The sequence below is a fragment of the Klebsiella sp. PL-2018 genome, from assembly GCF_019048985.1.
In the GTDB taxonomy this organism is placed as follows: Bacteria; Pseudomonadota; Gammaproteobacteria; order Enterobacterales; family Enterobacteriaceae; genus Klebsiella; species Klebsiella michiganensis.
In genome coordinates this window covers 2,254,454-2,266,656 of the sequence record NZ_CP077673.1, presented here as the reverse complement: position 1 = coordinate 2,266,656, position 12,203 = coordinate 2,254,454, and the positions used below count along the sequence as shown (strand labels likewise).

The following is a 12,203-nucleotide window of genomic DNA, read 5'->3' as shown; positions in this document are numbered from 1 at the left end:
TATCATATTTGCTCGTTAATCAGCGCCTCTGTAGCTTGTGCTCTATTCATGCTTTTCATGAAAGAACATTCAGGACGCAACGGCTTTATGATTAAACTCGATAATATTCGCAAGACCTACCCCGGCAGCGCGCATGCGGCTATTCGCGGCCTTAATCTGGTGATTAATAGCGGCGAACTGTGCACTTTCGTTGGCCCCAGCGGGTGCGGAAAAACAACCATTCTGCGGATGATTAATCAGCTGGATATTCCTGATGCCGGTGACGTATACGTTCAGGGCGTTAAGCTTGCCGCTGCCGATATTATTCAGGTGCGCCGCCAAATTGGCTTTGTCATGCAAAGCGCCGCCCTCTTTCCGCATCGTACTGTCGCGCAAAATATAGCCACGGTTCCGCGCCTTCTCGGCTGGAGCAAAAAGCATATCCAGGCGCGCATCGACGAATTAGTGGATTTGATGTCTCTCGACCGCAACGTCCTGCCCCGCTATCCGCACCAGCTTTCCGGCGGCCAGCAGGGCCGCGTGGCGATCGCCAGAGCGCTGGCCGCCGATCCGCCTATTCTCCTGATGGACGAACCTTTCGCCGCCATCGACCCGGTGGTTCGCGAGCGCCTGCAGGACGAGCTGCTGTTGCTGCAACAGCGCCTGCGCAAAACGATCGTCCTGGTGACCCATGATATCAATGAAGCTATTCGCCTTGGCGATAGAATCGCTATCTTCCAGGAGGGCGGCGAGCTGGCGCAGTTCGCCACGCCTGACCATATTTTGTCGCATCCGGCCAGCGACTTTGTGCGCCGTTTTATCGGCCCCGAACCGAATCTGCAGCGGCTGGGGAGAATTCAGGTCGGACAGCTCCCGCGTCATGACGTGCCGCTTATTGATGAGAGCCTCTCCCCCATCGCCAGCCCGCATCCGCCGGTCGCCAGTCCGCTGCGCCTGGTGCTGGACAAAAAACGGCGTCCGCTGAACTGGTTCGATCCGGTTAAGCGCCGGACGCTGCCGGTCGACGCGCCGCTGGCGGCCATCAACACGCTGCGCTTTGCCTACAGCGCGCTGCTGGATGCGCCCGGCGGCGTAGTGGTTCATGTCGATACCGACGGTGAATATCAGGGCAGCATCTCCCACGCTCTGCTGCAGAACGTGCTGGAAGGCCACGTGGATCTTCGCCGCTATGATTGACTGGCCGTGGATCCTCGACAACAAAATCATGATCGGTGAACTGCTCTGGCAGCATGTACAGCTGGTGATCGTTTCGCTGTTTTTCGGCACCCTCTTCACCGGCGTATTGATTAGCCTGACGCTGCGCTGGCCCGCGGCCGCCCAGCCGCTGATCTACCTGTGCGGGATACTGTTCACCATCCCGTCTCTGGCGCTGTATATTCTATTACTGCCGTTTACCGGACTGTCGCTGATGACCTCAATCATCGGCCTGACGCTCTACTCGCTGCTGATCCTGCTGCGCAACGTTATCGCCGGAATAGAGAAACTCCCGGCGACGGTGCTGGAGTCGGCGCGCGCGCTGGGCTATACCCGCTGGTTTCGTTTTGTCGATATAGAGCTGCATCTGCTGCTGCCCTCGCTGTTCGCCGGGTTACGCATCGCTTCGGTGACGCTGGTCGGGCTGGTGACGGTCACCGCCTTAATTGGCCAGGGCGGTCTCGGGCAGCTTCTGTTAGCCGGGTTTAACCAGAACTTTGTCACGCCTATCGCGGTCAGCCTGGTGCTCAGCGTTGTGCTATCTCTGCTGTTGGATTCGCTGATTGCCCGCGTCGGCTATTGGCTAACGCCGTGGGCCCGCTAATGGATATCCTGCAAGCAACATTTCACTGGTTATTACAACCGCAGCACTGGACAGGCGACGCGGGAATATTACTTCGCCTGCGCGAGCATCTTTATTATGTGCTGATTAGCATCGTCGTTGCCTCGGCGATTGCGCTGCCGCTGGGGATTATTCTCGGCTACTGGCGCAAGGGCGCGTTTGTGATTATTAATCTGTTTAATATTGGTCGCGCCATTCCCTCTTTAGGTTTAATTCTTTTATGCATTATTGTGTTTGGCTTTAATGATATTCCGGTCTTTACCGCGCTGGTGGCGATGTCGATTCCGCCGATCCTCACCAACGCCTGGGTTGGCATTTATCATGCCGACCGTCAGCTGTGCGATGCGGCAAAAGCGCTGGGCATGACGCCACTCCAGAGCCTGTGGCAGCTGCGGATACCGCTCGCCGCGCCGCTGATACTCGCCGGCCTGCGGACCGCGCTGGTACAGCTGATCGCGACCGCCGTCGTCGCCGCCTACGCCGGCCTTGGCGGCCTCGGGCGCTTTCTGATCGACGGACTTGGCCAGCGCGATATTCCCCAGGTCATTGCCGGTTCGCTAGTGGTATCGCTGCTGGCCATCGGCTGCGAGCTGCTTTTTTCATTACTCTCCCGGCGCATCGTTCCGGCGCCGGTCACGCAAATAAATTAATTTCCCAACAACAAAAAACCACCTGCAGGTAAAGAGGTATTATGAAGCAGCTATTTAGCATTTCCGCGCATCGTCGCCGCTTGCGTCTTTCGGTATTCACCGCGGGATTATTAAGCTTAAGTTTTAACGCCCTGGCGCAGGACGTCACCATTGGCGGAGCGAATTTCACCGAAAGTTCAATCCTTGCCAATATTTACGCCAGCGCGCTAAAGAAAAACGATATTGCGGTGAAAACCCGTCTTAATCTCGGTAATCGCGAGATTATTATTCCGGCGCTGCAGAGCGGCGAAATTGATATTGTTCCGGAATATCTCGGTGCCCTGCTGAACTATTATGACGGCAAAACGCTGGCTACCAGCCAGAGCGACGTTAGCGCTGAGTTAGCTAAAGCGCTGCCGGCGGACTTTACGCTGCTCACCCCCTCCCCGGCCTCGTCCATTACCGCCTGGGCCGTGCGCGCGGAAACGGCAAAAAAATATCACCTCAGCAAGCTTTCCGACCTGCAGCCCGTGGCCCATCAGCTGACTATCGGCGGCCCGCCGGAATTCCCGGTGCGCGCCCTGGGCCTGCCGGGCCTTAAGCGCGTCTACGGGCTTGAATTTAAGGCGGTGAAATCTCTGGATATGGGCGGGCCGCTGACCCGTCTGGCGCTGAACTCCGGCAAAATCGACGTCGCCACGGTCGTCTCTACTCAGGGCAACCTCGCGAAAGAGGATTGGGTGGTCCTGGAGGATGATAAGCATGAGCAGCCGAGCCAGAACGTGGTGCCGCTGGTGCGCAAAGCCAGCCTGACGCCGAAAATCAGCGAAGTGCTCAATGAGGTCTCCGGCAAGCTGAACAACGCCGCGCTGATCGAACTTAACCAGCAGGTCGATCTGCAGCATAAAGATCCGGCGGCGGTGGCCGAACAGTGGGTCAAAACGCACCTCAACGGCAACTGATTGCCGCCATGCCAGGGAAGGCATCACCTCCAACTGAGCCGAGAAAATGCCAAATAATCCTATGATCCTGAACCTTTTCTTCTTCAATCCCCAGGGTGACTACCGCTTTTCCTGGCGTCACCCGCAGGCGCCGGAGAAGGAAATTTTCAGCCTCAAGTACTATGCCGATCTGGCCCGTAAAGCTGAGGCCGCGACGCTCGACGCCATTTTTATCGCCGACCATATCGCTATCTGGGACACGGTGCCCAGCGGCTTAACCCACTACGCTAACGCCCGGCTGGAGCCCATCACTCTCCTCTCGGCGCTGGCGGCGGTGACGGAACATATCGGCCTGATGGGCACGGCGTCCACCTCTTATAACGAGCCCTATAATCTCGCCCGCTATTTTGCCTCCCTCGATTTTCTCAGCAACGGGCGGGCCAGCTGGAATATCGTCACTTCATGGCTGGAGGAGGAGGCGGCCAACTTCGGCCTTGACCACCTGCCGCAGCACGGCAGCCGCTACCAGCGCGCCGGTGAGTTTATTGATGTGGTCACTCAGCTGTGGGACTCGTGAGAAGACGGCGCGGTGCGCTATGACAAAGCCAGCGGGCTGTTTGCCGATTCCAGCAAGGTGCATCATCTTGATTTCGCGGGCGAGTTCTTCCGCGTGCGCGGGCCGCTGAACGTCCCTCGCCCGCCGCAGGGGCACCCGGTCCTGGTGCAGGCCGGCTCGTCGGAGGCGGGTAAAAACCTCGCCGCCGCCTGGTCAGATATGCATTTTGTGTTTATCAAATCTATCGCTGAGGGGCTGGCCTACCGCGAAGAGATGAACCAGCGTTTGCGCAGCCACGGCCGGGATCCGGCGCATTTCAAAATCATCGCCGGCGTTTTACCGGTGGTGGTGAATTCAAACGCGGAAAAGGAAGAGCGCCAGCGGCTTAACGAGCAGCTAATGAGCGACCAGATGGCCATCGACCTGCTATCTTCCTATCTGCGCATGGATTTATCCGCTTATCCCGTCGACCAACCGCTGCCGCCGCTGCCGGAGGAAGAGACCTTTGATGGGATCCGCACCGCCCTCAGGCTGATTCGTGATTACGATCCGCAGTTGACGATCCTGGCGTTGGGCAAGCTGCTGTTGCAAAGCTCCGATAGCTGGCTGCTCATCGGCAGCGCCGAGGAGATCGCCAGCGCGCTGACGGAAACCTGGCGCGCCGGCGCCGCCGATGGTTTTAACCTGATGTTCCCGCTGCTGCCGGGGGACTTCGACCGCTTCGTTGAGCAGGTAGTGCCGATTCTGCAGCGCAGCGGCGCGATGCGGGATCGCTATCCGACCGGCACGCTGCGCGAGAAGCTGGGTCTGCCGGTCGTCGAAAACCGCTTCGCCCGCGGGGATGGCAAACCGCTGGCTTCATAGCGCGGCTGTTCCCCGGTGGCGCTGCGCTGACCGGGCTACGGGTTCACAACCGTCTGCGGATCGGTAGCCCGGACAGGCGCAACGCGTCGCCTCCGGGGAAGGTGCGATGCCGGGTGCCTTGCTGCGGTTTTCTTCCCGGCTTGCGCTGCGCTTAGCCGGGCTACAGGTTCACAACCGTCTGCGGATCGGTAGCCCGGACAGGCGCAATGCGCCGCCTCCGGAGAAGGTGCGCTGCTGGATGCCTTGCTGCGGTTTTCTTCCCGGCTTGCGCTGCGCTTAGCCGGGCTACGGGTTCACACCGTCTGCGGATCGGTAACCCGGACAGGCGCAACGCGCCGCCTCCGGGAAAGGTGCGCTGCCGGATGCCTTGCTGCGGTTTTCTTCCCGGTGGCGCTGCGCTGACCGGGCTACGGGTTCACAACCGCCTGCGGATCGGTAGCCCGGACAGGCGCAACGCGTCGCCTCCGGGGAAGGTGCGATGCCGGGTGCCTTGCTGCGGTTTTCTTCCCGGCTTGCGCTGCGCTTAGTCGGGCTACAGGTTCACAACCGTCTGCGGATCGGTAGCCCGGACAGGCGCAACGCGCCGCCTCCGGGGAAGGTGCGCTGCCTGGTGCCTTGCTGCGGTTTTCTTCCCGGTGGCGCTGCGCTTAGCCGGGCTACAGGTTCACAACCGTCTGCGGATCGGTAGCCCGGACAGGCGCAACGCGCCGCCTCCGGGGAAGGTGCGCTGCCTGATGCCTTGCTGCGGTTTTCTTCCCGGCTTGCGCTGCGCTTAGCCGGGCTACGGGTTCACAACCGCCTGCGGATCGGTAGCCCGGACAGGCGCAACGCGTCGCCTCCGGGGAAGGTGCGATGCCGGGTGCCTTGCTGCGGTTTTCTTCCCGGCTTGCGCTGCGCTTAGCCGGGCTACAGGTTCACAACCGTCTGCGGATCGGTAGCCCGGACAGGCGCAACGCGCCGCCTCCGGGGAAGGTGCGCTGCCTGGTGCCTTGCTGCGGTTTTCTTCCCGGCTTGCGCTGCGCTTAGCCGGGCTACGGGTTCACAACCGCCTGCGGATCGGTAGCCCGGACAGGCGCAACGCGCCGCCTCCGGGAAAGGTGCGCTGCCTGATGCCTTGCTGCGGTTTTCTTCCCGGCTTGCGCTGCGCTTAGCCGGGCTACGGGTTCACCGCCGTCTGCGGATCGGTAGCCCGGACAGGCGCAACGCGCCGCCTCCGGGGAAGGTGCGCTGCCTGATGCCTTGCTGCGGTTTTCTTCCCGGCTTGCGCTGCGCTTAGCCGCGCTACGGGTTCACAACCGCCTGCGGATCGGTAGATACTGTGAACGCCTGCAACCATTTTTAGTTGCCGATACTTTCTCCGGCTCCCGGATGACAGGCACACCAACGACAGCACTCTCTGGTGCTGTCGTTTTTTCTCAGGGAACGTTGTTACGCTATCAACAGCTCATGCTGTGAGGCATCGAACGCCTTTCCTGACTTCAGTACTCCATAAGCCACCTGCGCCAGCTTTCGCATCATCGCCCCTATGATGACTTTTGCCCCCTTTCCGCTCTCTTCCAGCCTTTTCCTGAACGCTTTTCCCCACGCCGTATGGTACAGCGCCGATAACGCTGGCATGTATAACGCCTTGCGCAGTTGAACCGGCCCCGCTTTGCTCATCCGGCTCGCCCGCATCACGCTGCTGCCCGACTCATGCTGCACCGGCGTCAGTCCTGCATACGCCGCGAACTGCCGCGCTGTACCGAACTTCAGCCTCAGGCCCGTATACGCCAGCAGAACAGCCGCTGTTTTCTCCCCGATGCCCGGGATACTGTTCAGCAGCTTCCGCCGTCGTTTCATATCCGGGTCGTTATCCGTCAGGTCTTTTATCTGTTTTTCGATACGCGCCAGCTCCGCGCTCAGACATCCCAGCAGGATGTCAATGCTGGCCAGCTGAACCTCCGGCGCGGTTTCCCGCCGGTTTTTCTCCTGCGTCTGCATCTCTGTCAGCGCCTGATGCCTTAACACCAGGGCTTTCAGTGCCCGCTCTGTCGGATGAGGGGCCTCCCAGGCTGACGGGCGTTTTTCCCGGCAGAAGTGAGCCAGCATACGGGCGTCCACTTTGTCAGTTTTACTGCGCAACCCCTCACTCTGTGCGAAAGCTTTACTGAGGGCGGGGTTGATGATGGACACGGTATACCCGGCATCACTCAGATGCGCGGCCGCGTCTTCCATGTAGGTGCTGGTGGACTCCATGCAGACATGGGCACGGTTCACGTCATGGCCGCGAAGCCAGCGGACCAGCGCTTCGTGTCCGGAGAGGGTATTGTCAAATTTTTTACAGCGATGCCGGCCATCAGGGCGAAGAATATCGACATCCAGTTTAGCTTTGGCGACATCAATACCGATGAAGTGGAGTTCATTTTCCATAGTGAAACCAACCTTGCAAATACGGGTTACCGGTGAAAGCCGGTCCATGATACTGTCCGGTTTATCACATGAGAAAGAACGGCGGTCCGGTGCAAAGGATCTACGGAACAGGCGCGAAAGCCTAAGCCCGGACACGGCATCCGGACCGCCATCAGAGAGAACTGGCCGGTTCTTTCTGACGGAGTAATCATACAAGCCCGGACAGGCGCAACGCGCCGCCTCCGGGAAAGGTGCGCTGCCGGATGCTTTGCTGCGGTTTTCTTCCCGGTGGCGCTGCGCTTAGCCGGGCTACGGGTTCACAACCGCCTGCGGGCCGGTAGCCCGGGCAAGGCGCTTGCGCCGCGGCCCGGGGAAATTGCCGCCTACAGCCGCACAACGCCCCTGGCCGCCGCCTCATCACGCCACGCCAGCAGCGGCTGATAGTCCGCGCGCCGCATATCGCTGTAGCCGCAGATAAATAGCGCTTCGCAAAGCGGCCGGTAGCGTTCATCGCTCACCAGCTGCTGCAATGCCTCTCTCAGCAGCCCCAGCGTCGCCGCGGACGTCGTCGCCGACGTAATCAGCGGCAGACCCGGGGCGAGCGGGCTGCGCGCAATCACCGCCAGCCCCGCCAGCGCCTCCGGCTGATGACGCTGCAGCAGCGCCCAGGTCACGCAATCAATAGCGGCAATATCCGCCGTCCCCTGCTGAAGTTCACGCAGCGACTGGCGATGGCTGCCGCTAAACGCGACCGCCGAGAAGAAACGCCCATCGCGCAACAGCGGCGCGACCATTTTTAACAGCACGTTATAGCCGGACTGGGAATCCGGCGAATTGCACGCTACCCGGCGCCCGCGAAAATCCGCCAGCGTCTGACCACCGTCCGCCTCACGTACCGCCAGCAGGCTGCGGTAATTCCGCCCTTCGCATCCGGGCGCCGAATAGTGGAAACAGCCGACCGTTTGCACTGCCGGCAGCCGCGTCATCAGCGGATAACCGCAGGTCTGGCTCAACAGCAGCGCCGGATGGCGCCAGTGCGTCAGCAGATCCTCAGGTACCTGATACGACAGCGTATCCTCCTCCACCACGCCGCGGGCCGCCAGCAGCTGCCACACCGCCCGCCAGAGCGCCTGAGTATCCTCGTCATTCACCGCGTACATCGGAAACGCCAGCCTTTCACTCATGCTCTTCATCCGCCTTACCCTGCTGGTTGAACCCGGGATGGGCATTCACCGCCACCGGCCTGGCAAAAAAATGCCGCAGCCATTCACCGTAGCCGCGCACCACAAACCCGGCGTTGCGCCGCTGATACTCCGCCTGATTATGCAGATAGATTTTTCGCAGCCCGTACCACGGTACCCCCGGCAAATCGTGATGCACTGAATGGTAGTTGAGATTGAGGAACAGCACCCGCCAGACCAGCCCCGCCTCGTTAATCACCGAACGGGCCAGCGGATCGTCCGCGGCGCGGTGTTCAAGGAAAGAGCGCACTTTGGTCAACGCCAGCGCCGGGTAGCTGATAGCCAGCACGAAGTAAAGCGGCGAAAAGCCGAGGTGATTCATCCACGCGAACAGCGCCGCCAGCAGCAGGCCGTGAACCAGCCACATCGCTATTGTGTTCACCCGCCGGTGTCGAAATGCCGCCAGCGCGCTGCCGAGCGTCTGGGCAATATCCAGCAGCGGCGCCACCAGCAGCCTGCCGATAAACGTATTGCGCAGATGAATAAGGCTACGCTGCCAGGGGGCAAAACGCTGCCAGCTCTGCGGCGTAAAATAGTAGGATTCCGGATCGTCAACCGGCTGCGTCAGCAAATGATGATGATGGTGCGCCAGGTGCGAGTCGCGGTACAGCCCGTAGGGATACCAGACCGCCAGCGGCAGGGTCCCCAGCAGCTGGTTAAACCATGGTCGCGACGTGGGGTGACCGTGAATAAGCTCATGCTGCAATGACATATACCAGGCGGTGAACCAGATGAGCAGCAGCGTGGCGGGGAAAATGCCCAGCTCGCGCCACCAGGCCAGCGAGGCAAACCAGCCGCCGTAGACGGCAACGATCAGTAGCCAGGTGGGCAGCTCGCTGCGCCACAGCCAGCTACGGGAAAACTGATGAATCCGCTCGCGCTGCTGCGGATGCAGATAGACCGACCTGCTTTTTGCCATTCCTGCCACTGCCTTTTCGCGTTATCGTTTGATCCTCCGAAGATGTGAGATAACGCGTTAAATAACAAAGAATTTAAATCGCTTAGCTTTGCCAGAAAATCACCTTAGCCCTCGTTGAGCACGATGATATATCGCCACCCGGCGAGCATGCTCACGCCCGCGCACGCCAGCAGCGACGCCCCCAGCGATTGCCCCCACCCGGCCGCCAGCAGACCGGCGCCAATCAGGACATAATAAAACAGGCCGAAAAAGGCGCCGGCGGTGCCCCGACAGTCGCCGTAGGCGCTCAGCGCCGACCCCAGCACCAGCGGGATCGCCATGGCCCAGGCAAGGGTGACCAGCGCAACCGGCGCCACAAACCAGATTGATTCCCGCAGCACGTACACCGCGACGCCGCCGGCTAAGTGCAGAATGCAGGCGATGGCGAGAATCCGCCCCAGCGAGACATTCCGACGCAGCAGCCGGTGGTTAAGCAGCGCGCCGAGCAGCGAACCCGCGGCAAGCGCCATGCCGCTGTAGCCAAACGTCAGGGCATCAAGATCGAATCGGGCGAACAGAAACGGGGCCAGGCTGTAGTAGCTGAACAGGCTGACGTTAAATGCCGCCACCAGGATTGCCGCCAGGGCGATACGCGTATCGCCCACCATCCGCCGCAGCACGTGAAGAAACGGCCCTCTCCTGAGGTTTTGCGGACGCGTTTCCGGCATCAATGCCAGGCAGCCCAGCAGAAGCGCGGCGGCCAAAAGCGCCAGCGCGCTGAATACGCCGCGCATCCCCCAGAGGGCGGTCAACCCGCCGCCGATATAGACCCCGACGGCCGGGCTCACCGCCAGCGCCAGGCCGATAAACGAAAAAATTCCCGCCAGCTGCCGCCCGCGATAGCAGTCCCGCAGGACCGTCTGCGTCACCACTGAACCGGTTGCCGCGCCAGCGGCCGTGACGATCCGTGCCGCCAGCAGCAGCGAAAAATCCGTCGCCCACAGCGCCATCAGGCACCCCAATGCGTAAACCCCTAACCCCGCCAGCAGGGCCGGACGCCGGCCGTAGCGATCGCTGAATCCGCCCCACAGCAAAACGCCGACGGCAAAACCGATAAAGTACACGGAAAGGGTTAGCGCCGCCTGCGGCGCGCTCACGGAAAAACGGGCGCTGATATCGGTCAGCGCCGGGCTATAAATCGTTTCCGCTATTTGCGGAAACATCAGTAGCGCGGTCACCAGCACCAGCGCGGCACGTCCCAACATATCCACCTCCTGATTAACAAGAGGCGCTATTGTAGGGAAGCCGTTTATCGAACATTATAAACATAATGACTTTAAATATCGGAAATCAGACATTATGGCCTGGCTTGACGCTGACGCGGCATTCGATCCGGATGCGTTGAAAAGTAGCCTGATTGGCGTGCAGTCGGCGCTCGGTAACCACGACTCCGGCAGCCACCGGCATAAGATGGCGCAGATCCTGTTTACCCGTCAGGGATGCGTGCGTTTAACGCTCGACGATGGCGCCCTGCTGTGCCTGCTGCCGCCGGGGCGCGCGGCGTGGATCCCCGCTGAAGTCAGCCATCGCGCGGAGATGAAAAACATTGTCGACTATCGTTCCGTCTGGTTTCAGCCGCAGCGTTACCCTCAGTTGCCAACGCAGTCGGCGATACTCAACGTGGTGCCGCTGCTGCGCGAACTATTAGAGCGCATCAGCGCCAGCCCCTGGGATACCGACTGGGAGGCCGAGCCGGCGCGACATCTCGCCGCCCTGTGCCAGGCGGAAATTCGCGCCGCCGCGCGGGAGCCGATGATGCTCGCGCTGCCGCAGGATAAACGGCTGGCGATGGTTTGCGGCGACGCGCTGCCGCCGCCGCTTGGGACGCTCGCTGCCCGCTGCGGCGCCAGCGAAAAAACCATCAGCCGACTGTTTCGCCGCGATACCGGGATGTCCTACCAGCAGTGGCGTCAACAGTGGCGATTAATGAAAGCGGTCGAGATGCTGGCAACCGGGGAGCGGATTACCGATACGGCGCAGGCGCTCGACTTCGCCAGCGACAGCGCCTTTATCTACTTCTTCCGCACCATGACCGGCATGACGCCGGGGCGTTATTTTTCCGCCTGATGGTGGCCGCCCGGCGTGAACGGCGGCAGCTTCAGAAAGGTGCTCTGCAGCCCTTCGGACCACGCTTTGCGAATGGTATTGAAATAGGGATCGTTTTCGGTGATCCGATGCTGTTCGGCGCTGCTCAGGCTACCGCTGCGGTACAGCAGGGTGTCCAGCGGCAGCCCCACCGAAAGATTGCTGCGCAGGGTGGAGTCGATCGAAATCAGCGCGCAGCACATCGCCTGCTCCAGGGGAGTATCGATGGTCAGAACCCGGTCGATAATCGGCTTGCCGTATTTGCTCTCGCCAATCTGGAAATAGGGCGTGTCGCGCGTGGCTTCAATAAAGTTGCCTTCCGGATAGATATGAAACAGCCGGTGCGTTTCGCCGGCGATCTGCCCGCCGAGCAGCAGGTTGCAGTTGAAGTTGGTATTGCCGCAGTTCTGCTGATTGCTGCTGTCGCGCTGAATCACCTCCTGTAAGGTTTTGCCGATCAGCATCGCCGCGTCGTATAGCGAGGTCACCTGCATCAGGTTAGGCTCCTGCTGGGTGCGAATGCGGGCGCTGAGCAGGCTAATCACGCTCTGAGTGGTGGCCAGGTTGCCCGCCGACTGCAGGACCATGACCCGTTCGCCATCCTGATGGAAAACGTGCAGTTTTTTAAACGTTGCAATATGGTCCACTCCCGCGTTGGTGCGGGAGTCTGAGGCAAATACCAGTCCATCTGACAAACACATGGCCACACAGTAGGTCATCGTTTT

Annotated in this window: 10 protein-coding genes and 1 pseudogene; 6 read left to right on the top strand and 5 right to left on the bottom strand. The window is 60.7% G+C overall.

The genetic code is table 11. From position 1 onward, the window contains the following. Positions 1–87 precede the first annotated feature (87 nt). The 5 genes and pseudogenes from MKleb_RS10520 (at position 88) to MKleb_RS10500 (ending at position 4,806) form a co-directional block, all read left to right on the top strand. Positions 88–1,176, top strand: a complete 1,089-nt coding sequence (locus MKleb_RS10520) for an ABC transporter ATP-binding protein (protein WP_025108425.1) — start codon at positions 88–90, stop codon at positions 1,174–1,176. Next, positions 1,169–1,798: an ABC transporter permease gene (locus MKleb_RS10515; RefSeq protein ID WP_217076640.1), complete on the top strand. Its 630-nt coding sequence runs from the start codon at positions 1,169–1,171 to the stop codon at positions 1,796–1,798. The genes MKleb_RS10520 and MKleb_RS10515 overlap by 8 nt, the downstream gene beginning before the upstream one ends. Next, entirely contained in the window at positions 1,798–2,466 is a 669-nt protein-coding gene (locus MKleb_RS10510) for an ABC transporter permease (RefSeq protein ID WP_014229784.1), read from the top strand. The genes MKleb_RS10515 and MKleb_RS10510 overlap by 1 nt, the downstream gene beginning before the upstream one ends. A gap of 41 nt (positions 2,467–2,507) precedes the next feature. After that, positions 2,508–3,407, top strand: coding sequence for an ABC transporter substrate-binding protein (locus MKleb_RS10505; RefSeq protein ID WP_025108423.1), 900 nt, complete (start codon positions 2,508–2,510; stop codon positions 3,405–3,407). 46 nt (positions 3,408–3,453) lie between these two features. Then, positions 3,454–4,806 (top strand): annotated as a pseudogene (locus MKleb_RS10500) (LLM class flavin-dependent oxidoreductase). 1,428 nt (positions 4,807–6,234) lie between these two features. Here MKleb_RS10500 and MKleb_RS10495 read toward each other — a convergent pair. From MKleb_RS10495 to MKleb_RS10480, 4 genes are all read right to left on the bottom strand, one after another. Continuing rightward, positions 6,235–7,215 (bottom strand): IS110 family RNA-guided transposase, encoded by a 981-nt coding sequence (locus MKleb_RS10495; protein WP_108703487.1) that lies wholly within the window; start codon positions 7,213–7,215, stop codon positions 6,235–6,237. Positions 7,216–7,577: 362 nt separating this feature from the next. Next, entirely contained in the window at positions 7,578–8,378 is an 801-nt protein-coding gene (locus MKleb_RS10490) for a phosphate/phosphite/phosphonate ABC transporter substrate-binding protein (RefSeq protein WP_025106162.1), read from the bottom strand. Continuing rightward, positions 8,371–9,354 (bottom strand): fatty acid desaturase, encoded by a 984-nt coding sequence (locus MKleb_RS10485; protein ID WP_014229788.1) that lies wholly within the window; start codon positions 9,352–9,354, stop codon positions 8,371–8,373. Before MKleb_RS10485 ends, MKleb_RS10490 begins: the two co-directional genes overlap by 8 nt. Positions 9,355–9,458: 104 nt before the next feature. After that, on the bottom strand, positions 9,459–10,598 hold the full coding sequence (locus MKleb_RS10480; protein WP_025106161.1) for an MFS transporter: 1,140 nt from the start codon (positions 10,596–10,598) through the stop codon (positions 9,459–9,461). A gap of 94 nt (positions 10,599–10,692) precedes the next feature. Here MKleb_RS10480 and MKleb_RS10475 point away from each other — a divergent pair, with 94 nt between their 5' ends. Next, positions 10,693–11,460, top strand: a complete 768-nt coding sequence (locus MKleb_RS10475; protein ID WP_025106160.1) for an AraC family transcriptional regulator — start codon at positions 10,693–10,695, stop codon at positions 11,458–11,460. On the opposite strand, the gene MKleb_RS10470 is transcribed toward MKleb_RS10475, so the two are convergent. After that, positions 11,445–12,197, bottom strand: a complete 753-nt coding sequence (locus MKleb_RS10470) for a proteasome-type protease (protein ID WP_025106159.1) — start codon at positions 12,195–12,197, stop codon at positions 11,445–11,447. The two genes, MKleb_RS10475 and MKleb_RS10470, sit on opposite strands and share 16 nt — an antisense overlap. Positions 12,198–12,203: the final 6 nt, after the last annotated feature.